Raw genomic sequence first — 25,768 nt, 5'->3', positions numbered from 1 at the left:
GCTTTATGAAATACAGCAAAAAAATATCAGTTTTACTTCTTTTTATCGGAAGTTTAACTTTCGCGCAAGCGCAAAACTTTAAAGCAACAGAACCAATTGCGGTCAACCAGAAAATAAAAAAGGGAGTGCTACCAAACGGAATGACGTATTATATTTATCCGACAGATGTCAATAAAAATACGGCAAGTTACTATATCATTCAGAATGTTGGTTCGATTTTAGAAAACGATCAGCAGAAAGGTCTGGCGCATTTCTTGGAACACATGGCGTTTAATGGAACGAAACATTTTGAAGGAAAAGGAATCTTGAATACGCTTCAAAAACAAGGTGCCGTTTTCGGGAAAAATATCAACGCTTACACAAGCACAGACGAAACGGTTTACAATCTAGATAATATTCCGTCAAAAGATGGCGGAGTTGTCGATACTTGTTTATTGGTTTTGCACGATTGGTCAAATTTTTTATCTCTAACAGATGAAGAAATCGATGCCGAACGTGGCGTGATTACCGAAGAATGGCGTACAAGACAAAATGCAAGAGCTAGAATTTACAATCAGCTGGCGCCGTATTATTACAACAATTCATTGTATGCAGACCGTATGCCAATTGGTGATATGGAAATCATTAAAAACTTTAAATATCAGGTTTTAAAAGATTTTTATAAAGATTGGTATCGTCCAGATTTGCAGGCAATCGCAATTGTGGGAGATATCAATGCAGACGAAATCGAAGCAAAAATCAAGAAGCTTTTTGCAGATATTCCGAAACCTGTAAATCCTAAAAAACGTTTTGAAATTGCCATTCCAGAAAGAGTAGAACCAACTTTTAAACTGGCTTTAGACAAAGAAATTTCGGCTTCAAACATAAGTTTTATGATTCGCCATACAGCCGAAAAATCGACGAATGATTATGCAGAATTAGAGAAATCGACACAAAGAAGCCTTGCTTTTTCTATTTTAAATAATCGTTTGGCAGAAATGGCGCAGAAACAAGAATGCCCTTTTAAAAGTGCATCAATCGGATATCAAAACTACACGCGTTTGAATGATATGTGGATTTTGAACGTTTCTCCGAAACCAGAAAAACAAGCTGAAGCTTTTGCGATGGTAATGAACGAATGGGTTCGTGCGTATAAATTTGGTTTTTCTAAAGGAGAAATCGAAAGAGCCATTACAGAAAATATCTCGAGTTATGAAAACTATTTAGACAAACTAAATGAGATTCCGCATAAACAAGTTATCGGAATGGTAAAAGACGATTATTTGAATCACGAAGTAATTGCCGACCCAAAAGCAGAATTTGAAATGGTAAAAAGCATTTTGAAAAATGTGGACACGAAAATTCTTCAAGAGCAAATTAGTAAATTATATACAGCGCAAAATCGTGTGGTAGCGGTTACAGGTGTAGAAAACGAAAATAATTTAACTCAAGAAAAAGCTTTTGATATTATTCAGAAAGCAGAAAACGATGCATCGTTACAGCCTTATGTGGATACTTTTGAAGGAAAAACACTTTTAGGAAATCTGAAAATCAATTCTGGAAAAATTGTTTCGGAGAAAAAAGAAACTGCAATCGATGCAACCACTTTTGTATTGAGCAATGGCGTAAAAGTGCATTACAAATTTGCCGATAAAAACAAAAAAGAAGTGGAGCTTAAAGCTGAAAGTTTTGGAGGAACTTCATTGTACGAACCGCAAGATCTTCCGTCAATTGGGCGTACTACAACTTTAGCAATGATGTCTGGAGTTGGCGAACTTTCGAATGTTGATTTAGATAAAGTTTTAAAAGGAAAAATTGCCAATTCTTCTGTAAGCATTAGTTCGCTTAAAGAAACCGTTTCAGGTTCTGCAAACGTAAAAGATATTGAAACGATGATGCAATTGGTTCATTTGCGTTTTGTACAGCCAAGATTTGATAATCAGATGTATGCATTGTTAAAGCAAAGATTACAAAATTCGCTTAAAAATAGAGCAAATGATATCAATGCAAAAATGGACGACAGTTTAACAGCTGTGGTTTATGGAAAAAACAACCCGAGAGTACAGCCATTCAATCAAAAATATATCGACGATTTATCTTTTGATAAAATGAAAGCTTTCTATTTGGATCGTTTTGCAGATGTTTCAAATTTTGAATTTTATATTGTTGGAGATGTTTCGCCAGAAGTTTTAAAACCATTATTAGAAAAATATATCGCTAGTATAAATGGAATTAAACGTAAGGAAAAATTCAAAAAACAAGTTCCGAAATGGACATCAAATAAAATTGATAAAGATGTTTTCATCAAAATGGAAACTCCAAAAAGTTCTGTTCGAATTGCATTTTCTAAAGAGTACGCTTTTAATCAAAAAAATAGGATTCTAACTTCTTATTTGGCCGATATATTAACCTTGCGTTATACTGAAAGTCTGCGTGAAAAAGAAGGCGGAACTTACGGCGCGCATGTAAATGCAAATGTTGATAAACTTCCAATTTCTAAAGTAAATCTTCAGGTTAATTTTGATTGCGATGCTGATAAAGTCGAACATTTGCTGCCAATTGTCTATCAGGAAATTGATAAAATCAAGAAAGGAGAAATTGCTGCTGAAGATATCGAAAAGACAAGAACAAATTATTTGAAATCTAGAGAAGATAGCAAAAACTTCAACAGTTATAGTATGAACTTGATTTATAATTATTTCGAGAACAATTACGATATGAATGATCCTGCAACTTATGTTGATATTGTAAAAAGCATTACTGCAAAAGACATTCAAGAATTTGCCAATTCATTTTTGAACAAAGCAGATTCTTATGAGATCGTTTTCAAACCATTAAAATAATCTGACCCAATTTTTATTTACTAGAGTTTAATTTGTATTTCCCTATCAAATAGTATTTTGAATTAGTAAGCAATTTAGTTTGTATAGCGGATTACTTAGAGGGTTGTTTTTTGCTATTCAACCCTCTTTTTAAAGATTTTTACCCATGAAAAAGAATATTTTTTTACTGGGCTTTTTCCTGCTGTTTTCCATATTCGTAAAGGCTCAGATATACAATCCCATAAAATGGAAAACCAGTGTCGAGAAAATTTCAGATACTGAATATGAATTGCAGGCAAAAGCCATTATAGAATCGGGTTGGCATTTATACAGTCAGGAAGTTTCAGACGGAGGACCGATTCCAACTCATTTTAATTTTATAAAAAGCGCAGATTTTCAGTTAACAGATGTTGTAAAAGAAGAAAAGGGAAAAACGGTTAGCGATCCTGTTTTCAAGATGCAGATTAAGTTTTTTGAAAAAGAAACCACTTTTAGACAACGCATTAAAATACTTTCATCCAAACCTTTCAAAATCAAAGCCGAAGTTGAATTCATGGTTTGTAATGATGAAAACTGCCTTCCGCCAAGTTCAGATGAATTAGAATTTTCCATTAGCCCTTCCGCGAAAGCGAAGACTTTAATAGAAGCAGCAGTAAAAGAAGAAGTAAAAACAGAAACAATAGATTCTTCGGTTACTGAAATAAAAGAAAAAACGGAAGAAATCGTTCCTACAGAAATTGTAAATGCGCCTAAAAAAGAAATCAAAAAAGGCGAACCAAAAGCAGAATCCAGAAGTTTGTGGACGATTTTTTTATTGTCGTTTTTTTCTGGATTTGCAGCCTTGTTAACGCCTTGCGTTTTTCCAATGATTCCGATGACGGTGAGTTTTTTTACCAAACAAAGCAAAACCAAATCGCAAGGAATTAGAAAAGCCGTTTTTTACGGAATTGCCATTATTGCGATTTATATTTTTTTGGGCGCCATTGTGACTTGGGCTTTTGGAGCAGATTCGCTCAATGCGCTTTCTACAAACGTTTGGTTTAATCTGATCTTTTTTGTGCTTTTAATGATTTTTGCGTTTTCATTTTTAGGCGCATTCGAAATTATGTTGCCTAATGCATGGGCAAACAAAGTAGATTCGCAAGCAGATAGAGGCGGAATTGTCGGAATATTATTTATGGCTTTGGCTTTGGCAATTGTTTCTTTTTCTTGCACAGGACCAATTGTGGGAACATTATTAGTAGAGGCGGCTTCTCGTGGCGGAATTGCTCCGTTTGTCGGAATGTTTGGTTTTTCTCTGGCTTTGGCTTTGCCCTTTACTTTATTTGCCGCTTTTCCGGGCTGGCTAAATTCGCTTCCAAAATCAGGCGGATGGTTAAATTCGGTTAAAGTATTTTTAGGTTTTTTAGAAATGGCTTTGGCGTTTAAGTTTTTATCTAATGCCGATTTGGTCCTGCAATTGCATTGGCTGGAAAGAGAAACTTTTCTAGCAATTTGGATTGCCATTTTTGGAACACTGGCTTTTTATTTGTTCGGAAAAATTCAATTGCCGCATGATAGTCCGGTTTCTAATATAAGCGTTGGAAGATTAGGATTAGGCGTTGTGGTTTTGGCTTTTACCATTTATCTAATTCCAGGCATTTGGGGCGCTCCGCTTAAAATGATCAGTGGTTTTCCTCCGCCAATGCATTACAGCGAAATTCCGAACGGATTGAATAATGCCGCTTCAAAAGAAATAACACAAAATCTTCCAGAAGGAGCAGAGCTTGGTCCGCATAATATTATGGCTTTTACCGATTATGATTTGGGTATGCAATATGCCAAAAAAATAGGGAAACCGGTTATGATAGACTTTACTGGTCATGCTTGTGTAAACTGCCGTAAGATGGAAGATAATGTTTGGTCTGACGAAAAGGTGCAGAAAATCTTAAAAGGTGATTTGGTTTTAATTTCGCTTTATGTAGATGATAAAAGAGAACTGAATCCGAGCGAGCAGGTCACTTCTCAGATAACAGGAAAAAAATTAAAATATATTGGTCAAAAATGGAGCGAATTCCAAACGCTGACCTACAAAACCAACGCACAGCCATTTTATGTTCTGGTAGATCATAACGGAGAGACGCTCAACGAAACTTCAGCTTATAATCCAGATATCGAAGAATATTTGAATTGGCTTAAAAAAGGCGTTTCAAATTTTGAGAAAAGTTAAAGTTCAGGGTTTGTGCTTTATTTATAATTATGTTGTTAATCAAAAAGGGAATAGTTTACGAGCTATTCCCTTTTTTGTTCTAAGAATATTAAGAAAGTACTGTGTCTGGCAGAACACTAGTTTTTTGTGTAAAATTCAAAGTTAATTGATCCAAATGGCCGTAGAAAAAAGTATCTAAAACTTCCTGAAAAACAGGATGCGCATTTTCTACCTGTACAAATAAGCTCATAGAAGAATGCAGCTTTCTGGCACCAAGTTCTCCTAAAATTCCTTCAGCAGATTTCTTTTTTAAAGTCAGAAGAAGTTTAGAAATCTCAATTAAATGTTTCGATAAAATCGGATGATTTAAAAATTCAGTTGCTTCTTTAAGGTCGGCAACGGCATAATAATCAGAAAGAGCACTTTTACCAAGTCCTTTGATCTGCGGAAAAATAAACCACATCCAATGAGTTTCTTTTTTACCTTTTTTTATTTCAGATAATGCGGTCAGATAAAGTTTATTTTGCGCATCTAAAAATCGGGTCAAATCATTTTTTGCGTAAGTCATCTCTTGATTCTGTATTAAATGGTTTGTAAATCTAATTTGTTTAATCGGTAACACTAGTAATATATTTTTAAAGAATTGTATCAAATTTTCGAATACCAAAAGTATAATGACCATAGCCATCTGAGTTATAGAATTGTAGTTTGTCTTTACATAATTCCGATAGGCCTGTAAGAATGCCTTGTTAATGTAATTATAAACTTTTGAATGATTCTAAATTCTAATGTTATTTTAATGTTCTGCAAAAAAAATGGCTCTAACTTGCACCCTTAAAATAATTATAGCAAACGCCTTAAATCAGTGGGATTTCAGTTCAAATTGATGTGATTTCTTAAGCTTTACGCCATTTTAGAGTATGTTGAATAAGATTAAAAATAGCTTTTTATGTAAATGCCTTCAGGCGTTACTTGTCGGCTATTTTTTAATCAGCAGTTTAAACATCGCAAATGGTGTAAGCCGAATTATTACCGATAATGCAGAAACCTATACGGTAAAAGGCATTACATGCAACTTCTTAAAAAAAATCTTTAAGTGTGACGGAATTCCAGAAGAGCTGGATGACTACAAAACAAAAGATACCAAAACAGCCAAATTAGCAAAAGGAATTCCGTTAATGGAATATTTAGTTTCATCAGAATCCTTAATGCCTAATTTTTACTTTCTAGTAGAATCAGAAGGAAAAAAATACATCGATAATACAATCTTCTCGTTTAGTTTTCATGGTAAAATAGACATACCGCCTCCTCGGATGATTTCATAAATACTTGTTTTTTAAGGATTAGGTTCAAAATCTTAATCTGTTAATGCGGTTTTTGCCGTATATTTATTCTATGTAATAATCTTGTATTTATACTTTAAATTCATGACACCATTCAAACGATTTTACAACTTATTGCAGCTAGATAAGCGCGATGTGTATCAAATTATCTTCTATGCTGCGTTTGCAGGGTTAGTAAATCTTTCTCTGCCTTTGGGAATCCAAGCCATTATTAATTTTATTCAAAGCGGACAGCTAAGCGTATCATGGATCATTCTTGTGATTCTAGTTACGGTTGGAGTTGGTTTTGGAGGCGTACTAACGATTTTACAGCTGCGTATTGTAGAGAACCTGCAGCAGCGAATTTTTGTGCGTTCTTCATTTGAGTTTGCGTACAGACTGCCTTTGATTAAATTTAAAGAAATGTACTCAGAGTATGCTCCAGAAAAGGCAAATCGCTTTTTTGATACTTTAATGGTGCAGAAAGGCACGGCAAAACTTTTGCTTGATTTCTGTACAGCATTTCTTCAGGTCGGACTGGGAATTATATTATTAGTGCTTTACCATTCTTTCTTTACGGTAATTGGACTTTTATTTATTGTCATTTTATATGTCATTTTTAAGTTTTCGTACAAAGACGGTCTAGAAACCAGTTTGAACGAATCAAAATTTAAATACAAAGTAGCAGCTTGGCTTCAGGAAATTGCGAGAAACAGAGAAAGTTTTCGCAGAAAAGGAGCTTTCGAATATGCTCTGGACAGAAATGACGGCTATGTAAACAACTATGTAAATTACCGTGAAAAACACTTTCAGGTAATGAAAAAACAATACATTCAGCTTACTATTTTTAAGGTAATTGTTACTGCTGCCTTATTATCAATAGGTGGTTTTCTGGTAATTCACCACCAAATGAACATAGGGCAGTTCGTAGCAGCTGAAATCGTAATTGTATTATTAATTAACTCAGTAGAAAAAATCATCTTCGGATTAGAGTCATTTTACGACGTTTTGACTTCTGTTGAAAAAATTGGTCAAGTGACTGATATGGAGACTTCTTGCATTCCTGAGACTTCTGACAAAACAGAAAAAGGAATCAATATCGAGACAGAGAGCATTAGTTACAATTATCCAGGACACAGCAAAAAATCGCTTAAGAATATCAATTTGAAAATCTCTCAAGGAGAAAAAATTATTCTTACGGGAACAAATGGTGCAGGAAAAAGTACTTTGCTGCGATTGCTTTCAGGTGTTTTAGAGCCAGAAAGCGGAGCCATGTATGTGACTGATAACTATATGAACCGCCTTAACGAAGATACATACAGAGCACAGGCGGGAACGTATTTGCAGGGTGATACGCTTTTTGCAGGAACTATTCGCGAGAATATTGTTTTTGGAAATGAAAAATTAAATAGCGATGATTTAAAATGGGCTTTAGATAATGTTGGATTAACGCCGTACATTAAAACTTTTGAGAACGGACTGGAGAATCAAATTCATCCAGGAGGTCGTGAACTTTCTGCTTCTGATGTTCAAAAAATTCTTTTGGCAAGAAGTATTGTGGGTAAACCAAATATCTTATTCTTAGAAGATCCAGTTGATAAAATGGACGAAATTACTTCGAGTAAAATCGTTGATTTTTTACTTTCTGAAGAAAATGACTGGACTGTTATTGTGACTTCTAAAAGTGACATTTGGAAAAGCAAATGCAGTCGTATGATTACGATTGATGACGGAAAAATTATTAACGACATAAAGCTTTAATCATGCTCAACATATCTAAAGATAATAACGTACTTATAACGCCGGGCAAATACAAATCGATTACAAGCGTTGCCCGCAGGCCACATTATAAAATTTTAAACAGAGTCATCATCGGATTTCTGATATTTTCAGTATTATGCCTTTTTCTGCCTTGGACACAGAATATTTCTGGTACAGGTTCTGTTACTACTTTAAAACCAGATCAAAGACCGCAAACGGTTCACAATGCTATTGCGGGCCGTATTGAAAAATGGTTTGTAAAGGAAGGGGATTATGTAAAAAAAGGTGATACAATACTTTACATTTCGGAGATTAAAGAAGATTATCTAGATCCTAATCTCGTTGGCAATACCAAACAACAGGTTGATGCCAAAAAAATGGCCGTAGAATCGTATAGCGACAAAGTAAATTCTCTTGATGTGCAGGCGCAGTCGCTTAGCACAGAAAGACAATTGAAACTGCAACAGGCACAAAACAAAATCCGCCAATCACAACTGAAAATAAAAAGTGACAGTATGGATTTGGTAGCGGTAAAAACACAGCTTCGAATTGCAAAAACACAATTTGACCGTTCGACTGCATTAAACAAAGAAGGCCTAAAACCGCTTACCGATGTCGAGCAGAAAAGATTAAAACTGCAAGAAGCTGAAGCGTATGTGATTACGCAGGAAAATAAACTGTTGAGCAGCAAAAACGAATTGATAAATGCAAAAGTAGAAATCAATAGAATTACTGCTGAATATGCTGAAAAAATATCAAAATCGAGAAGTGATAAATTTACCGCTTTGAGCACGCAATACGATACAGAAGCCCAGGTAAATAAGTTAGAAAACCAATATACCAATTATAGACTTAGAAATGGTTTATATTATATTACGGCGCCACAAAGCGGTTATGTAAACCGTGCTTTATTGGCAGGTCTTGGAGAAACGATTAAAGAAGGAACTCCTGTAGTAAGCATCATGCCATCTAAATATGATATTGCGGTAGAAACGTATGTAGACCCAATCGATTTGCCGCTGGTTCACCGAGGCGCAAAAGTTCGTGTTTGGTTTGATGGATGGCCTAGAATTGTATTTTCAGGATGGCCTGGATTATCTTACGGAACTTACGGAGGAAAAGTGGTAGCGATAGAAAACTTTATCAGCCCAAACGGAAAATACCGAATACTGATTTCGCCAGATGGAGAAGACCGTCATTGGCCAAAAGAATTAAGTATTGGCGCAGGAGCACAAAGTATTGCCTTGTTAGAAACCGTTTCGGTATGGTACGAGATTTGGCGAAACCTGAATGGTTTCCCTCCAAATTATTATAACTCAGGAGAAAAAGAAGCAAAAGGAAAGGAGAAAAAGTAAAATGAGAAATCTTGTAAAATTGTTTTCTTTCTTAATACTATTTTGTTTTTCTACACTGCATAGCCAGAATTTTAATCAAGAGGAGCTTACTTTTATCGAGTATTTGGGATATGTTAAAAAATACCACCCGCTCGTAAAACAAGCTAATCTTGAAGTGACCAACGCTCAGGCAAAATTGATGCTGGCACGTGGCGGATTTGACCCAAAAATTGAAGTAGATTACAATAAGAAAGAATTTAAAGGCACAGAATATTATTCGTTATTAAACAGCAGTTTCAAAATTCCGACCTGGTACGGAATTGAAGTAAAAGCTGGTTTTGATGATACAAGCGGGGAATATTACAATCCGCAGAATAAAACTCCAGAAGCAGGTTTAACGTCGCTCGGAATTAACGTTGCTTTAGGCCAAGGAATGTTCATTAACCAAAGAATGGCAGATGTTCGCGAAGGAAAACTTCAGGTAAAACTAAGCGATGCACAGCGTAAATTGAGAGCAATTGAAGTTTTGTACCAAGCAAGTGAGGCTTATTTTGAATGGCGAAAAAGCTATAACGAAGCCGAACTGTATAAAAATTATCTAGGTTTTGCCAGCACTCGTTTTGAAGGTGTTAGGAAACTAATTGCAGCAGGTGACGCGCCAGCGATTGACAGTGTTGAAGCTAAAATTACAGTAAGAAACAGAGAACTGAATGTTGAAAACGGAAATCTGAAATTAGCGAAAGCAAAATTGAAACTAGCTAATTTTTTATGGATAGAAAATGTTCCAGTTGAATTGGGAGATTTGGTAAAACCAGAGCAGAATTTAATTCAGACCATAGAAGAAACTTTAAAGACAGACGCCATGATGGTCGATGTTGAGTCGTTAGACTCACATCCAAAAATTCAGTCGCTTGAAACTAAAATGGATATTTTGGAAGTCAATCGCCAGCTGAAAGCCAATTCGTTGCTTCCAAAAATAAACGTAGGGTATAACTATATTTCAGAGCCTAATTATTGGAATAATTTCAATGCAGATGATTATAAGTTTAATATCGATTTCAGCTTCCCAATTTTCTTAAGAAAAGAACGTGGAAGTTTGAAAATGGCAAAACTGAAAATTCAAGACATGCAATTTGACATAGGTCAGCAGCGATTAGAATTAAAAAATAAAATAAAAGCACAGCAGACCGAGATAGCTTCGTTAAGAAAACAAAAAGTCGTAATTGACAATCTCGTAAAAGATTATATGACAATGCTGGACTCAGAAGAAAAACTCTTCTCATTTGGAGAAAGTTCGATTTTCTTAATCAATTCAAGAGAAAACAATTTGGTTAGTGCAAAATTGTCACAAATTAGTTTAGAGAATCAGTTTTATCTTTCGAATGCCGAATTGTATAAAATACTGGCAAATCCAGATTAATAAAAAAATATGTAGTCTGTACCTGTCTGCATTATATTAGTTTTCAGAATTTAAATTTTAAAAAGCTTTAGATATTTTTCTAAAGCTTTTTTGTTTAGGAATTAATTCAAACTTATTTAAATTTGGAACAAAGAAATAAACAAAATGAAACAAGCGATTATAAATGCTGTCGTACACACAGGAGAAGAAATAATAGAAGATGGAGTTGTAGTTGTAGAAAACGGAATTATTATTTCGGTGCAAAAAGAGATTCCAAACAATATCGAGACCATAGATTTGGGCGGAAATCATCTTTCGGCAGGATTTATAGATATTCAAATTAATGGTGGAGAAAAATATTATTTCAGCCAGACACCCAATGAAGAAACCATTCAGGATATTTATGATGCTAGTATGAAATATGGCACAACACATGTTTTACCTTGTCTAATTTCTTCGTCAAGAGAAACCATTTTAGAGGGAATTGAGGCCGTTCGCAATTACATGCAAAAACATAAAAATGGTGTAATTGGAATGCATCTAGAAGGGCCTTTCTTGAATCCGCAGAGACGTGGAGCACATAGCATCGATCAGGTTCGAAAACCAACTGATGAAGAACTTGAAGAAATTATCAGTAAAGGAAAAGACGTTATAAAAGTCATTACCATAGCTCCAGAATGTTTTACAGAAAAACAGTTAAATATGCTGATTGAAAGTGGTATTACTATTTCAATCGGACATTCAACAATTACGCATAAAGAAGCACAGCCTTATTTCGCAAAAGGAATTAATCTTGTAACACATTTGTTTAATGCCATGACACAGTTCGGGCATCGTGAACCAGGTTTAGTGGGAGCCGTTTTTGAAAATGAAGAAGTCTTCGCTCCAATAATTCTAGATGGTGTTCACTGCGATTATGCAGCCGCAAAAATAGCGTACAAATTAAAACAGGATAAATTTTTCTTAATCAGCGATGCTACATTTTTAGGGAGAAAAGTTGCCAATTTTAAATGGGATAACTTTGACGCACATTTAGTTGATGGTTTTTATAGAAACAAAGACGGAAATCTTGCTGGAGCATCAATTTCAATGACAGAAGCCGTGCAAAATGCTTATAACCATTTGCGTGTTTCTCCGGACGAAGCTATAAAAATGGCAACTACAAGAGTGGCAGCGGCAATCGGTATGAAAGAAAAAGTTGGAAAAATTAAGTCGGGTTTTCCAGCGAGTTTTGTTCAATTCGATTCTGATTTGGCTGTAATAAAGACATTAAATCTGGTTGAATAGCCACTTTAAAATCTAACTTTTAAGTATAGTAGGTGTTTATAAAAACTTACTTTTAGTATATTTTATATTCATATTTTTCTTGCAAACAGCTTGTATATATAAAGTATATTTATAGTTTTGCACGAAGATTTAACCCCAAACCTACTTTACTTACTGATGAGAAAAAACACTCGCTTTTTTGTATTTGCCCTATTGGCAAGTACTATTTTTGGCTGTAGTGACGATGGAGATTCGTACAAGCCAAACTATCTGCCAACTATAGATGCCACAACTTTACCAGCAGAAAATAAACCAATGACGATGTTTGAAGATGACGAAAGTCCTTCAAAAATGTATGACAAAACCGATCGATGGTTTCGAGTAAACGAACCGCTTCAGGTTATTCAAAAAGGAAAAGATTCTGTACAGATTTCTTTATACTCTCCAGTCGGACTTACAAATGTGAAAATCTACGCGAAACTGCCAAATTATGATAAGCGATTTGTAATCTACAGTTTTTCTAAAATACCAGCTTTTCATCGCTCATTTCATAAAATTCCATTAACCGATCAGAAAAACGATTATTTGTTAGAAACAGGCAATGCAGTGACAATTGACAAAATTGAAGGATTTTCCTCTGGTGCCATTCAATTCTCAATAGAATCAGATGACCCTTTATTTCAAAAGTTCAAAAAAATAAAATCCAATCATTTAGTTCAGTTTCATGATGGATACCACATTAATGAATTGGGCAAATTTCTTCCAATGAATCCTGCTTTGGCAAAAGAGGCCATTACTATGATTATCAATTATTCGTATGCTTTGAGCCATCCATTGTATTATAGCACATTCACCAATTTTGACAAATACAAACAAGAACAGGCTGCGGCAGCTGGAACAGGAATAAACGGAGCCTTAAACTGGCACGGAAATGCAGATGATGTAGACGGTGTTTATGATTATTATTCTAAAGAAGAAATCGAAAAAATATATTGGAATTACTTAGACAAAAGAACCGTTTATATGGCAATGGTTGGAGGAGATTCTGCTTGGGGCGGAGGAAATCTGGCATCGCAATGGGAATCGGGTTATGTAACCGGACATTGGGTTGGAGATATGTCGGTTTGGTCGCATGAATATTCGCATCATATTGGGTTCAGCCACAGCAGCAACTTGGCAAACAGCGGAGAAGGCGGTGGACAGCAGGGAATGCTTACTGATTTTTATAAATATTTGATTTATCTAAATGATCTTCCCTTTACAGATCCAGATGTTTTAAAAACGTATACAAAAACAAAATATGTGACTGGAACTTATAAAAAACCAGTATTTGAAATTAAACCTAACAATCCATTTTTAGTAAAATATAAAGGCGAAGGAAAATGGAATTAAAATATAAACTATACATGAAACATATTCTGCCCCTGATCCTTGCGCTTTGTTTTTTTACCAATTGCAGTAAAAACGATGCGACGTCTAAAGATTATACGTATTATTATCCAACAGATGAAGCATCTATTACCAACGAAAATATCCCAGGAAGCACAGAAGCATTTGACCCAAAAGGAATTGCATTGTCTAATGAAAAACTATACGTTGTAAACGGAAATGTTTTAGAGATTTTTAATGCTGTGACATTAGCACACATCAAAACAATAAAAGAATATACAAAAGGCACAACGACTATTCCGCTTACAAGCCTTACTTCGGTTTCTGTTGACAACGGCCGTATTTATTTAGGCACTACAGAATCTAGATTATTTGTTTTTGATGAAACTACAAATGCAGGAATTAGTACAGTTGGAAACGGCCAATGGTGGCAGACTTTCGTGCACGTTTTTGGTGTTGTGGCTAAAGACGGATTGGTATTTGTGAAAGAAAAAGAAAAAAGCATAAAAGTTTTTGAAACTTCCCAAATAACAGAAACAAGCGACTGGAATTTAAAGCCTATTGCCAAACTAAATACTCTTAACGGATATACTGAAATATATTCAATGGATGTTTTAGACGGAAACTTGGTTGTAGGTGGGAGAGATGCAAAAAGTTATCTGCAGTATAATATTGCTAAAATTAAAGCCAATGCCGCAAATTCGCTTACAACTCCTATTGAGCCAGAAAAAGTGCAATTTGTAGACATAAAACCAATTGCAGTATCTTTCAGTAAAGATTTTGCCGTTACTTCAGAAAATGTTGGAAGCGTGTCTTATTTAAAATTGTATCCAAAAGCAGATTTTATAAAGATGAACTACAAAGCTGTTCTAAGCGTTTCTGATATTTTAGGACAAAATGCTTTTGGTACTATTGTCGGTACAGCCCAGCTTGACGACCGTATTTTCTTATCTGATAATACAAATAAGAAAATCAGAGTTATAAAACTGAATAAATCTACAATCGCAGAACAAAACAACTAGTTTTAAATACCAATATTTTAAAAATCCAAATTCCAAACTAACTGGAGTTTGGATTTTTTTTTGAATTGAAATAAAATTTTGTGATTTGGGGTTTTCAAAATTGGAATTTAGATTTTCAAGATTAGAATTTTAAAATAACCTATTAGATTGATAGGGAAATAAAAGTTTTAACGATTTATAGGTTAAAATTGAAAATAACTATTTAAATTTGCAGTCGCTATGAAGAAAGAGAACCAGAAAATGAATAATTATTATCGTTGCAGTATGATGTACTGTGCTGCTGTAATGGTGTTTATTGATCTGGCTTAATATATAAAATGATAAAATTTATTTCGAAAGAGCCTTTCAACTAATTTATGAAAGGCTTTCTTGTTTTTAAACCGTAAAGAATGATTGAATTAAAAAATGTAACCAAAACGTTTCATCAGAAAGACAGAATTGTTGCTGCTTTATCTGATGTCTCTTTAAAGGTTCCTGAGGGAAAAATTTTTGGTGTAATTGGAACTTCCGGAGCAGGAAAAAGTACTTTGATTCGCTGCGTGAACTTGTTGGAAAGACCAACTTCTGGCGAAATTATCGTTGATGGCAAATCTTTAATGCAATTATCAAACGCAGAATTGGCGATTGAGAGAAGACAAATCGGAATGATTTTTCAGCACTTCAATCTGCTTTCTTCAAGAACAGTTTTTGATAATGTGGCTTTTCCGTTAGAACTGGCAGGAATTTCAAAAAGCGAAATTAAAACGCGTGTTTTAGAATTATTGCAATTGGTTGGATTGGCGGAAAAAGCAAACGATTATCCGGCAAGTCTTTCTGGTGGACAAAAACAAAGAGTGGCGATTGCAAGAACTTTAGCCAATAATCCGAAAGTGCTTTTGTCTGATGAAGCTACAAGTGCGCTTGATCCTGCAACAACAAGATCGATTTTGAATTTATTGAAAGACATCAACAAACGTCTGAACATTACCGTTTTGCTGATTACGCACCAAATGGAAGTGGTAAAATCGATTTGTGATGAAGTTGCGGTTATCAGTCACGGAAAATTGATAGAGCAGGGAAGTGTGGGCGAAATCTTTGCAGATCCGAAACATGAACTGACAAAAGAATTTATTTCTTCTTCGCTTCATATCGAGATTCCGTCTGTTTATCAGGAAAAATTGCAAAAAGATGACAACGGTAATTTGAATCCATTATTAAAACTGGAAATGACGGGAAAATCAGTTAACGAGCCTGTTATTTCAGAGGTTTCTAGACTTTTTGATACCGATTTCAAAATTGTCAGCGCGCAAATGGATCAGGCTGGCGAGGTTAATTTTGGCGTGATGCTGATCGAACTTTCAGGAAAACGCGAAAATTACGATGCAGCGATTCAATATTTTAATTCAAAACACATTAAAACAGAAATTTTAGGTTATGTCTGATTCTCTTATAGATTTATTGTTAAAAGGAACATGGGAAACCATTGTTATGACTTTTGTATCGGGCTTTTTCGGTTTTTTATTAGGACTTCCAACAGGAATTTTATTGTTCTTGACTCGTAAAAATCAGATTCTGGACCAACCCGTTTTAAACAGAACATTATCAGTTATAGTAAATGTTTTTCGTTCCATTCCATTCATTATTTTGATCGTTTGGATGATTCCGTTTACACGTGCTATTGTTGGCACTTCAATTGGCGTTAGCGCGGCTTTGGTTCCGTTGAGCATTGGTGCAGCGCCATTTATTGCCCGTTTGGTAGAAAACAGTTTGTTGAGCCTTCCGTCTGGATTAATCGAAGCAGCAAGAGCATTGGGTGCAACTCCTTTGCAAATTGTGTACAAAGTATTATTGCCAGAAGCTCTTCCTTCTTTAATCAATGCAGCTTCTATTACTTTAATTACCCTTGTCGGATATTCTGCAATGGGTGGAGCTGTTGGAGCAGGTGGTTTAGGGCAAGTTGGATATCAATACGGATATATTGGTTATGATGCCGTGACCATGAATTCGGTTTTGGCATTATTGGTCATTTTGGTATTCGCGATTCAGTTTGCTGGAGACCGATTATCAAAGAGATTTGATCACAGATAATCAATTAAAAATTTAGAATTAAAAATTAAAAAATAGAACAATCATGAAATTAAATATTTTAAAAACTGCCGGGATATTTGCTTTGTCTTTTGTTTTGGTTAATTGCGGAAAAAGTAAAAACAATGATCCTCATTTTATAAAAGTGGGTGTGGCATCGGGACCAGAATTAAAAGTGGCTGAAGCGGCTAAAAAAGTGGCAAAAGAAAAATTCGGATTGGAAGTAGAATTGGTTTCGTTTAACGACTACGTAATTCCAAATGAAGCTTTAAGCCAGGGTGATATCGATGCAAATGCTTTTCAGCACAAACCATATTTAGACGAGCAGTCTAAACAAAGAGGCTATAAATTGGCCATTATCGGAAATACATTTGTATACCCGATTGCAGCTTATTCTAAAAAAATAAAAAGTCTTTCTGAATTGAAAAACGAAAGCACGATTATTATTCCAAATGATCCAACAAACGGCGGACGTTCTTTATTGCTTCTACAGAAAAACGGATTATTGAAACTAAGAGAAGGTGTTGGTTTATTGCCAAAAGTAACAGATATCGTAAGCAATCCTAAAAATTTAAAAATTTTAGAGTTAGAAGCGCCTCAATTGCCTCGAGCTTTAGACGACCAAAATGTTTCTATCGCCATTATCAACAATACTTTTGCGTCTGCAGCTGGATTGGTTCCTTCGCGTGACGCTTTGTTTGTTGAAGATAATGATTCACCTTATGTAAATTTGGTCGTAAGCCGTGAAGACAATAAAAACGAAGAAAAAGTAAAACAGTTTTTACAAGCTTTTCAATCTCCAGAAGTGGAAAAAGCAGCTGAACGCGAGTTTAAAGGCGGTGCTGTAAGAGGATGGTAATTTTTTTTAGTTATGAGTTATGAATTATGAGCGTGGTCGTGCTTGTAATTCATAACTCATAATTTTTTTATTCTATGTGCATAACTATTCAAACATAGCCCGTGGTTTCAACCACGTGAACACATCAGTAAAACTCATAACTCATAACTCATAATTTTATAAAGTAATTTTTTGATTTTGTAAGGCTTACGTTTTTTGGTTGAACTAAATTAGAGTTCAATTTTTAAAGCAAAAGCCATGAGATCAATTTGGACAGGTTCGGTAAGTTTTGGATTAATTAATATTCCGATAAAAATGTTTTCGGCGGTGCAGGAAAGCAGTTTGGATATGGACATGCTTGATGCAAAAGATCACGCCAATATCAAGTTTAAGCGTGTCAATGAAGACACAGGAAAAGAAGTAGATTTTGCTAATATCGTAAAAGGGTATAATCTTGAAGGCAAATATGTTATTCTGGAAGATTCCGATTTTGAAGCTGCAGATGCCATTAAAACCAAAACAATCGATATTGAAAGTTTTGCTTTCGAAAAAGAAATTGAAAGTATTTATTACGAACAGCCATATTATCTAGAACCCGATAAAGGCGCGATGAATGCGTATGGATTGCTTCGTGATGCGCTTGAAGCTTCAGGAAAAGTTGGCGTTACGAGATTTGTTTTAAGAAACAAAGAAAGTCTGGCTATTTTAAAACCGTACAAAAATGTCATTGTTTTAAACCGAATTCGTTTTGAACAGGAAATTAGAAGTACAGATGAATTAAAGCTTCCGCCAATGTCCAAAAAGTCTACAAAAGAAATGGACATGGCCGAAAAACTAATCGATCAGCTTACCGAGAAATTTGATATTTCTGGTTTTAAAGACGAATATACCGCCAAACTTTTGGATATCATTAAAAAGAAAGCCAAAGGAAAACTCAAAAAAACGGCTCCAAAACTAAAAGTCGTACACAAACAAAGCGACGACTTAATGGAAATGCTGAAAGCCAGTTTGGAAACCAAAAAGAAAAAATCTTCTTAAACGTTTTGATTTTCTTCTAGTTTGTGAATAATCTTTTTAATATCGGCTCCTTTTGATAAAACGGGAGTCCACAAATCTCCTTTTTTCTCAAAACGTTTCAAGACATTTTTGATGGTAAATTGCGACGGATGCAGTTTTTCATTCACTTCGCTCCATTCCAAAGGCGTAGAAACTGTCGCGCCAGGTTTTGGTCGAACAGAATACGGGGCCGCTAAAGTTTGCCCACGTCGGTTTTGCAAGAAATCGATGTACAGTTTATTTTTTCTCTTTTTGATGCTTCTTTCAATTGAAGTAATATCTGGAAGTCTGGATTGCACTTCTTTTGCTATTAATTCGCCAAGAATTTTTATGGAATCATAATCATATTTCGCGCCAAGCGGAATATAAATATGCAGTCCAGAAGCACCCGAAGTCTTACATAAACATTCGGTTTCTAATTCGTCTAAAACTTCTTTCACCACCAAAGCGGTTGTCACCACAGGAGCAAAATCATTTCCTGCAGGATCCAAATCAATTACCAGCCAATCTGGATTCTGAATGTGTTTGGTTGTCGAGTTCCACGGATTCATTTCTATACAGCCCAAATTTGCCATATAAAGCAATGTTTCTTTATTATTACAGATGAGATAATCGATGTCGGCATTATTAGATTCTGAGAAGACTTTTTTGGTTTTGAGCCATTTCGGAATTTTATCTACATCAACATCTTTCTGATAGAAGCTTGGCGAATCAATTCCGTTAGGAAAACGGTTCATTGATTCTGGACGGTCTTTTAAATAAGGCAGAATCAATTCTGAAACTTCATTATAATAATGAATAATATCGCCTTTAGTGATGCCGTCTTTTGGGAAATAGACTTTGTTTTGATTAGTAAGATGCAAAACTGTTTTTCCGACTTTTAAATCATAATCGTTTTCTGTTTTTTCCTTTTTATTTTCTGGTGTAATTGCCATTTCATCTGAATTTAGTTGAGTTGAATCGTCTTTTGGGAATGATAAAAAAACTTCCTCTGCTTTTTTATCAATTCGAATTCCGAGGTAAACGGGATGTCTTAAATGTTGATCTTGAGTCCATTCTGAAAATTTAACCTGACACACCACTTTTGGATTTACCCACTGAATTTTATCGCGTATCGGAATTTTTTCGTCAAGCGGAGATTTGGCTGTAAATAGCGGTTTTAATTTGGTATATAAATCTTTTAGCGTGCTTTCTGTAAAACCACTGCCGCATTTGCCAATATATTGCAGTTTTTTGCCATCGTATTGTCCGAGTAAAAGAGCGCCAAAATATTTTCTGGAATTTCGCGGTTCGGTAATGCCAATTATAATTGCTTCTTCTTCATTTGCTGTTTTTATTTTTAGCCAGTTGGTGCTTCTTCGATTTATAGTGTAAGTGCTGTCTGCTCTTTTGGCAATAATGCCTTCAGTTTTATTTTTAACGGCTTTTTCAAATTGTTTAATTCCGTCGCCAACGGTATGTTCAGAATAAGAAACATTAGAAAAAGGATATTTATTAAAGAGAATTTTGAGCAGTTCTTTTCTTTCCAATAAAGAGAGTTCCGTAATGAGATTTCCGTCCAAATTCAATAAATCAAAAACATAATATTTTAGATTCCCGATTCCTGTTTTCATATAGTTTTGAAGCAGCTGAAAATCGGCTCTTCCAGCATCATTTTCTACTACAATTTCGCCATCCAAAACTACAGTGTGGTCAATTTGTTTTAATTCTTCGGCAATGGGTTTGAAATTAGCATTAAAAGAAAGCTCGTTTCTGCTGAACAAATCAACCTGTTGCGGATTAATAACGGCAATCGTTCTGTAGCCGTCGTATTTATTTTCAAAAATCCATTCGTCATCATCAAAAGGTTTTTCGCTTACGCTGGCAAGCATGGGCTTTAAAAATTCGGCGATGTCAGCTTTTGGGTTGGACTTTTTTTTTACTACTTTTTTCTCAGTAGTTTTCTCTTCGCTTTTTGAAGTGAGCTTTTCAGATTTTTCAACCAATTGTTCTAGACTTCTTTTAGAAATAACCGATTTATTCTTCTCTAAAATATCTTCTTCAGAAGCATATTTATCATTTTTCTTAATTAGCAGCCAAGCATTTTCCTGTTTTCCGTGAAGTTTGACTAAAGAAAATTCACCTTTCAATTTTTTGCCCTTTAAAATAAAACTCAAATGTCCTTTTGCCAGATCGCTCAATAATTTTTTTTCGTCAGAAGCCGTTTTTTCATCAGAAGTATAGGTTCCGTTATCCCATACAATTACATTTCCAGCACCGTAATTTCCTTCTGGGATGGTGCCTTCAAAATCTTTATAGCTGTACGGATGATCCTCAACCATCATGGCTAAACGTTTCACTTCAGGATCCATCGACGGGCCTTTTGGCACTGCCCAGCTTTTTAAAACACCGTCCATCTCTAACCTAAAATCGTAATGAAGATGTGACGCAGCATGTTTCTGCACGACAAAAATTAGCTCGCTTGCTGATTTTTCGATTTTTCCTTTCGGTTCACGCGTTTGTTTAAAATCTCTTTTCTGATTGTATTTAGACAGTGACATAAGCTTTTAGAAGGGTTAAAATAGTTAGTAAAATAGAGTAGAGCGCGGTTGCTGTGACGGCAAAAATAATATGGGCAAAGAACAGCTGAATGTAATAACCTTTAAAATCAATTGGGGGTTGATGGTCGGTCATTTTAAATATAACAATCCAGCTGAGTATTCCAATTACACCACTGATAACGCCTAATATAAGCGCACTGAGTGGCGAAATTGGCAAAATATTCTTCACCCATACTATATGATATCCCATAACAAATAGAAAACCAATAATATAATGTATTAGCCATCCCCACGTTTTCCGAGATTTTTCGGAAAGGGTGATGTTTGTTTTCTTTAGAGCAAAACTCAATAAAACAGGTTCTTTATACAATTCCCTGAAATTCTCCGACATCGCATAACTAAACCAAGTCATAGCCGATGTCGCCCCAATAGCAACTAAAATTAATTGTATAATGATGAAAAAAATCATAAGCTTTTTTTTGAATTAAACTCTATTTCAAAGGTACTTTCGGAATGGCTTTTCCTGTTATAGGATTAACAAGTTGTAATTATATAATTATAAGTAAAGTGCTGATTTTCATTTTGATTGTGATTAGAATGTTATAATCCTTAAGCTTAATTGTATAAAGTTAAACCAAAAAAGCCTCCTAAATTTGTTGACCTATTTTAGAGAAATGTCTCGCAAACCAAAGTAGAAATTTATAGTTCATTGAATGGTAAATGTAAAATCAACAGAAAATGAAAAATTCAAAAAAAACAAACCAAGACAACTCGGATGGCAAACAGAATGATTTAGAATTTAATAAATCTAGTGCTCAGAATGAGTTTTTAACCACTAACCAAGGCGTTAAAATTAATGACGATAACAATTCTTTAAAGTCAGGAGAAAGAGGTCCGTCTCTTTTGGAAGATTTTATACTGCGAGAAAAAATTACCCATTTTGACCACGAGAGAATTCCAGAGCGCATCGTTCATGCGCGAGGTTCGGGAGCTCATGGTTATTTTGAATTGTACAAAACAATGGAAAAATATACCAAAGCGGGCTTCTTAAACGATACCAGTATTAAAACGCCTGTTTTTGTTCGTTTTTCTACCGTAGCAGGTTCTAGAGGTTCTACAGATTTAGCTCGAGATGTTCGCGGTTTTGCAGTCAAATTTTATACTCAGGAAGGCATTTTTGATTTGGTTGGAAATAATATACCGGTATTTTTTATTCAAGATGCAATGAAGTTTCCAGATTTAATTCATGCCGTTAAACCAGAACCTCATAATGAAATTCCTCAGGCGGCTTCGGCACATGATACTTTTTGGGATTTTATTTCACTAATGCCCGAATCAATGCACATGATTATGTGGGTGATGAGTGACAGAGCGATTCCGAGAAGTTTAAGAATGATGGAAGGTTTTGGTGTCCACACTTTTAGATTTGTAAATGAGAAAAATGAATCTCATTTTGTAAAATTTCATTGGAAACCCAAATTAGGCACGCATGGAGTTGCTTGGGATGAGGCGCAAAAAATATCAGGAAAAAATCCAGATTTCCATAAACAAGATTTGTGGGAGACCATAGAGGCGGGAAATTTTCCAGAATGGGAATTAGGCGTTCAGATTATTCCGGAAAGTGACGAGCATAAATTTGATTTTGATTTGCTTGATCCAACAAAATTAGTTCCAGAAGAATTGGTTCCGGTAACCATTATCGGAAAAATGGTCTTAAATAAAAATCCGGATAACTTTTTTGCAGAAACCGAACAGATTGCGTTTCACCCAGGACATATTGTTCCTGGAATTGATTTTACAAATGATCCGCTGTTGCAAGGAAGATTATTTTCATATACTGATACTCAATTGTCAAGATTAGGAAGCCCGAACTTTCATGAAATTCCAATTAACAGAACTATTGCTCCAATGCACAACAATCAGCGCGACGGACATATGCGTCAGGAAATTGCGGTGGGAAAAGTAAGTTACCATCCAAATTCTTTAGGTGGAGGATGCCCGTTTCAAGCCAAAATGGATCAGGGCGGATTTGTGAGTTTTAATGAACGTGTTGATGCGCATAAGGTACGAGCAAGAAGCAAAAGTTTTTCAGACCATTTTAGCCAAGCAAAACTTTTTTATAATAGCCAGACTCCTGTAGAGCAAGATCATATTGCGAGTGCTTTATCTTTTGAATTAGGAAAAGTCGAAGCAATTTCGGTAAGAGAAAGAATGCTTGGGCTTTTAAATCAAGTTGATGCCAATTTAGCTGCAACCGTTGGAAAAAATTTAGGAATTCCAGTTCCAAAAGATATAGAAAAACCGATTAATCATGGAGTTGGGGCAGACGATAAAGGTACTCAAGAACCTAGTAAAGTAAATCAGAATATAACTCATTCTGATGCTTTGAGCATGCTTAAAAACCCGACTGTTTCTAATACCATTGCAACGCGACAAATTGCTTTTTTATGTACAGAAGGCGTAAGTGCCGATTCGGTTAAAGCGATGAAAACAGCTTTGCAAAACGCAGGCGCAAAAGCGATTATCATAGCTCCGCATTTAGGAACAATTGTTTCTGAAGATGGTACAGAAATTTCAGTTGATCAAACCTATAAAATTGCGGCTTCCGTGCTTTTTGATGGTGTTTTTATTCCAGCTGGAAAAGGAATTACCGATCTTTCAAAAATTAAAGAAGTAAAAGAGTTTTTAAATGACTCATATCATCACTGTAAATTTATTGCAGCTGAAGGAGAAGGAACTCAGATTATAAAAAACAATAGTGATATAAAAGACAAAGATCCAGGAGTTTTAATGAGTGAAAATAGAGTCGATAAAACTTTAAGTGTTTCTTTTATAAAAGCTTTAGGAAAACACCGTTTTTGGGAAAGAGAAAAAACTTTATAATAATTGCACAATTGGCTGTCGAAAAAGACAGCCATTTTTTTTTAGAATAAACAGCTGTTTATGCGCATTTATATTCAAATATTGGGACATTCGGAGAGGAATTTCATTGCATTCTCATGGCTGAAACCACGGGTTATATGAAAATTATTTCGCTAAAATTATTTCCAAACTTTCACTCAAAATAGAAACTGCTTTTTCCATTTCTTCTTTTTCCAAATGTCCAAATCCTAAACGTGTAGCAGTAAGATTTTTGGTTTGGTATAAAATGGTTTTCGGCAGAAACAAGCTATTATTGGCACACTCCTTTTGAAATTGTATCAGATTAAAATGACCTAGCCACTCAACCCAAATGGCCAATCCTCGAGGCGGAATCTTAAATTTGATTTTACCTTTTAGTTTTTCGTTTAAAAGTGAAACAAAATAATCTCGGCGTTCTTTATAAGTCTTTTTATTTTTTTTGGAAAGCCGATGCACTTCACCTTCGGTAATCCATTCGGTTAAAACTTGTTCTTTTATAACATCTATTCTTGGTTCGAGAATGTTTTGATGTTTCTCTAGTTCCTTAATAAATTCTGCAGGGGCGGCCACAAAACCATAACTAAAACCTGAAGGAAGCGATCTCCCAAACGAACCGATATAAACTACTTTTTGGTTGGAATCGAAAGCGGCCAAAGGCAAAACAGGATTATTGTCGTAATGAAAATCAAAATCATAATCGTCTTCCAAAATCACAAATCCGTATTGATTGGCCAATTCCAAAACCTCGATTCTTTTTTTAGCGCTAAGTGAAATGGTCGTTGGATAATGATAATTGGAGGTCAGATATAAAACCCTGATTTTTGATGTTTCGCAAATTTCCTTCAAACGTTTGGTGTCAATTCCATCCTCATGTACAGGAATAGAAATAATTTGTGCTCCCGTATTAGTCAGTGTCATATTGGACATATAATAACCTGGAGAAGCTACAACAACTTTATCTTCGGGTGCTATGAGCACTTTTGTAACCAGATACAAAGCAATTTCATGACTGCTTGCCGTAAGAAGATTGGAAGTAGAAATGCGGATTCCGCGGGTTAAATTCAGATAATTAGAAAAATGAGTTTTAAAGTTCAAATGCGAACGCAATTCTATCTGTTCGTAAGTTTTGGATGTTTTTCTTCTTTTTAGTTTTGAGACATATAACCGACCTAAAACATCAGTTTGCACCAATCGTAAATCGGGCGTTCCGTCATTAAACTGATACGGCAGATTACTGTTTTCTATGGGACTTTCAAGAATAGTAGAACGCTGAAAACTGAAACCGACATTATCGGACGAATTTTGTTCTTTCGAAATGGTAAATTCGGCTTTATTTTTTTGCTTTTGCTGTGATAAAATAAAAGTTCCTTTATTCGGAAGTGTTTCAATCCAACCTTGCGATTCTAAATCCTGAAAGGCTTTGATTAAAGTATTTCGGTTAACGGAAAGCACTTTACATAAAATTCTAGTGCCTGGAAGTTTGGTGCCTTCAGGAAGAAAACCCGTTTGTATGGCTTTGATAAACTCAAAAACGAGTTGCAGATAAATGGCAGTGCTCTCTTCTGGTTTTAACTGAATAAAGCTTTTAAAAGGAATTTCAACCGGACTATCCATAATTTATAAACTAATACTTTTTATTGGTACGGCAAGATACTGCTTTTCTCAAAATTTTTAGAAAAAGAAAAGCGATCTTACAACAAGTATCAGAGCGATGACCAAATCAAACTATTACGTCCGGCTGAAATAGTATATATATTTTAATTTTAACACATAGAAACATAGTTTTTGTTTTGAAAAAAAGATGCCAAAAGAAACAAGTTTCCACACATGGCCAAGCTATGTTTATTTAAAGTGAAACGCCTTTTTGAGTTTGCAAGACTATGTTTC

At 35.0% G+C, this 25,768-nt stretch carries 18 protein-coding genes; 14 read left to right on the top strand and 4 right to left on the bottom strand.

The genetic code is table 11. The features are described 5' to 3' along the window. Positions 1-5: 5 nt before the first annotated feature. A complete protein-coding gene (locus BLP44_RS12630) occupies positions 6-2,822 on the top strand; it encodes a M16 family metallopeptidase (RefSeq protein ID WP_091133382.1) in 2,817 nt (938 codons plus the stop codon). A 145-nt stretch (positions 2,823-2,967) separates the two neighbouring features. Next, a complete protein-coding gene (locus tag BLP44_RS12625) occupies positions 2,968-5,010 on the top strand; it encodes a protein-disulfide reductase DsbD family protein (protein WP_091133380.1) in 2,043 nt (680 codons plus the stop codon). 88 nt (positions 5,011-5,098) lie between these two features. On the opposite strand, the gene BLP44_RS12620 is transcribed toward BLP44_RS12625, so the two are convergent. Then, entirely contained in the window at positions 5,099-5,557 is a 459-nt protein-coding gene (locus BLP44_RS12620; RefSeq protein WP_066033899.1) for a DUF1810 domain-containing protein, read from the bottom strand. A gap of 352 nt (positions 5,558-5,909) precedes the next feature. Here BLP44_RS12620 and BLP44_RS12615 point away from each other — a divergent pair, with 352 nt between their 5' ends. From BLP44_RS12615 to ku, 11 genes are all read left to right on the top strand, one after another. After that, on the top strand, positions 5,910-6,314 hold the full coding sequence (locus BLP44_RS12615; RefSeq protein WP_008468358.1) for a hypothetical protein: 405 nt from the start codon (positions 5,910-5,912) through the stop codon (positions 6,312-6,314). A 102-nt stretch (positions 6,315-6,416) separates the two neighbouring features. Continuing rightward, positions 6,417-8,072, top strand: coding sequence for a peptidase domain-containing ABC transporter (locus BLP44_RS12610; protein ID WP_066033900.1), 1,656 nt, complete (start codon positions 6,417-6,419; stop codon positions 8,070-8,072). Positions 8,073-8,074: 2 nt separating this feature from the next. Beyond that, positions 8,075-9,427, top strand: a complete 1,353-nt coding sequence (locus BLP44_RS12605; protein ID WP_008468361.1) for an HlyD family secretion protein — start codon at positions 8,075-8,077, stop codon at positions 9,425-9,427. 1 nt (position 9,428) lies between these two features. Continuing rightward, positions 9,429-10,826, top strand: a complete 1,398-nt coding sequence (locus BLP44_RS12600) for a TolC family protein (protein ID WP_091133378.1) — start codon at positions 9,429-9,431, stop codon at positions 10,824-10,826. Between the two features lie 144 nt (positions 10,827-10,970). After that, positions 10,971-12,092: an N-acetylglucosamine-6-phosphate deacetylase gene (gene nagA, locus BLP44_RS12595; protein ID WP_091133376.1), complete on the top strand. Its 1,122-nt coding sequence runs from the start codon at positions 10,971-10,973 to the stop codon at positions 12,090-12,092. A gap of 156 nt (positions 12,093-12,248) precedes the next feature. Then, positions 12,249-13,463, top strand: a complete 1,215-nt coding sequence (locus BLP44_RS12590; protein WP_091133373.1) for a hypothetical protein — start codon at positions 12,249-12,251, stop codon at positions 13,461-13,463. A 14-nt stretch (positions 13,464-13,477) separates the two neighbouring features. Continuing rightward, the gene (locus BLP44_RS12585) at positions 13,478-14,482 is read left to right on the top strand and encodes an NHL repeat-containing protein (protein ID WP_244511757.1); all 1,005 of its coding nucleotides are present in this window, start codon (positions 13,478-13,480) and stop codon (positions 14,480-14,482) included. Positions 14,483-14,871: 389 nt separating this feature from the next. After that, the gene (metN, locus tag BLP44_RS12580) at positions 14,872-15,903 is read left to right on the top strand and encodes a methionine ABC transporter ATP-binding protein MetN (protein WP_091133368.1); all 1,032 of its coding nucleotides are present in this window, start codon (positions 14,872-14,874) and stop codon (positions 15,901-15,903) included. Next, positions 15,896-16,549, top strand: coding sequence for a methionine ABC transporter permease MetI (locus tag BLP44_RS12575; RefSeq protein WP_066033906.1), 654 nt, complete (start codon positions 15,896-15,898; stop codon positions 16,547-16,549). The genes metN and BLP44_RS12575 overlap by 8 nt, the downstream gene beginning before the upstream one ends. Before the next feature lie 43 nt (positions 16,550-16,592). After that, the gene (metQ, locus tag BLP44_RS12570) at positions 16,593-17,405 is read left to right on the top strand and encodes a methionine ABC transporter substrate-binding lipoprotein MetQ (protein ID WP_091133367.1); all 813 of its coding nucleotides are present in this window, start codon (positions 16,593-16,595) and stop codon (positions 17,403-17,405) included. A 237-nt stretch (positions 17,406-17,642) separates the two neighbouring features. Then, positions 17,643-18,422 (top strand): non-homologous end joining protein Ku, encoded by a 780-nt coding sequence (ku, locus tag BLP44_RS12565; RefSeq protein WP_008468370.1) that lies wholly within the window; start codon positions 17,643-17,645, stop codon positions 18,420-18,422. On the opposite strand, the gene ligD is transcribed toward ku, so the two are convergent. Both ligD and BLP44_RS12555 read right to left on the bottom strand, forming a co-directional pair. Next, a complete protein-coding gene (gene ligD, locus BLP44_RS12560; RefSeq protein WP_091133365.1) occupies positions 18,419-20,980 on the bottom strand; it encodes a DNA ligase D in 2,562 nt (853 codons plus the stop codon). The genes ku and ligD overlap by 4 nt on opposite strands. After that, entirely contained in the window at positions 20,967-21,449 is a 483-nt protein-coding gene (locus BLP44_RS12555) for a hypothetical protein (RefSeq protein ID WP_091133362.1), read from the bottom strand. The genes ligD and BLP44_RS12555 overlap by 14 nt, the downstream gene beginning before the upstream one ends. A 269-nt stretch (positions 21,450-21,718) precedes the next feature. Between BLP44_RS12555 and BLP44_RS12550 the strand changes: the two genes are divergently transcribed. After that, complete coding sequence (locus BLP44_RS12550; RefSeq protein WP_091133360.1) at positions 21,719-23,863, top strand: catalase; 2,145 nt, start codon at positions 21,719-21,721, stop codon at positions 23,861-23,863. Between the two features lie 144 nt (positions 23,864-24,007). Here BLP44_RS12550 and BLP44_RS12545 read toward each other — a convergent pair whose 3' ends face one another. Next, the gene (locus BLP44_RS12545) at positions 24,008-25,495 is read right to left on the bottom strand and encodes an aminotransferase-like domain-containing protein (RefSeq protein WP_091133358.1); all 1,488 of its coding nucleotides are present in this window, start codon (positions 25,493-25,495) and stop codon (positions 24,008-24,010) included. Positions 25,496-25,768: the final 273 nt, after the last annotated feature.

This window comes from Flavobacterium anhuiense, assembly GCF_900101855.1.
Lineage (GTDB): Bacteria > Bacteroidota > Bacteroidia > Flavobacteriales > Flavobacteriaceae > Flavobacterium > Flavobacterium anhuiense.
This window is presented reverse-complemented; position numbering and strand designations above follow the sequence as displayed.

Bases quoted from the DNA above. Each gene is read 5' to 3' on its own strand.
- BLP44_RS12630 (WP_091133382.1), top strand. From the start codon at position 6: ATGAAATACAGCAAAAAAATATCAGTTTTACTTCTTTTTATCGGAAGT.
- BLP44_RS12625 (WP_091133380.1), top strand. From the start codon at position 2,968: ATGAAAAAGAATATTTTTTTACTGGGCTTTTTCCTGCTGTTTTCCATA.
- BLP44_RS12620 (WP_066033899.1), bottom strand. From the start codon at position 5,557: ATGACTTACGCAAAAAATGATTTGACCCGATTTTTAGATGCGCAAAAT.
- BLP44_RS12615 (WP_008468358.1), top strand. From the start codon at position 5,910: ATGTTGAATAAGATTAAAAATAGCTTTTTATGTAAATGCCTTCAGGCG.
- BLP44_RS12610 (WP_066033900.1), top strand. From the start codon at position 6,417: ATGACACCATTCAAACGATTTTACAACTTATTGCAGCTAGATAAGCGC.
- BLP44_RS12605 (WP_008468361.1), top strand. From the start codon at position 8,075: ATGCTCAACATATCTAAAGATAATAACGTACTTATAACGCCGGGCAAA.
- BLP44_RS12600 (WP_091133378.1), top strand. From the start codon at position 9,429: ATGAGAAATCTTGTAAAATTGTTTTCTTTCTTAATACTATTTTGTTTT.
- nagA (WP_091133376.1), top strand. From the start codon at position 10,971: ATGAAACAAGCGATTATAAATGCTGTCGTACACACAGGAGAAGAAATA.
- BLP44_RS12590 (WP_091133373.1), top strand. From the start codon at position 12,249: ATGAGAAAAAACACTCGCTTTTTTGTATTTGCCCTATTGGCAAGTACT.
- BLP44_RS12585 (WP_244511757.1), top strand. From the start codon at position 13,478: ATGAAACATATTCTGCCCCTGATCCTTGCGCTTTGTTTTTTTACCAAT.
- metN (WP_091133368.1), top strand. From the start codon at position 14,872: ATGATTGAATTAAAAAATGTAACCAAAACGTTTCATCAGAAAGACAGA.
- BLP44_RS12575 (WP_066033906.1), top strand. From the start codon at position 15,896: ATGTCTGATTCTCTTATAGATTTATTGTTAAAAGGAACATGGGAAACC.
- metQ (WP_091133367.1), top strand. From the start codon at position 16,593: ATGAAATTAAATATTTTAAAAACTGCCGGGATATTTGCTTTGTCTTTT.
- ku (WP_008468370.1), top strand. From the start codon at position 17,643: ATGAGATCAATTTGGACAGGTTCGGTAAGTTTTGGATTAATTAATATT.
- ligD (WP_091133365.1), bottom strand. From the start codon at position 20,980: ATGTCACTGTCTAAATACAATCAGAAAAGAGATTTTAAACAAACGCGT.
- BLP44_RS12555 (WP_091133362.1), bottom strand. From the start codon at position 21,449: ATGATTTTTTTCATCATTATACAATTAATTTTAGTTGCTATTGGGGCG.
- BLP44_RS12550 (WP_091133360.1), top strand. From the start codon at position 21,719: ATGAAAAATTCAAAAAAAACAAACCAAGACAACTCGGATGGCAAACAG.
- BLP44_RS12545 (WP_091133358.1), bottom strand. From the start codon at position 25,495: ATGGATAGTCCGGTTGAAATTCCTTTTAAAAGCTTTATTCAGTTAAAA.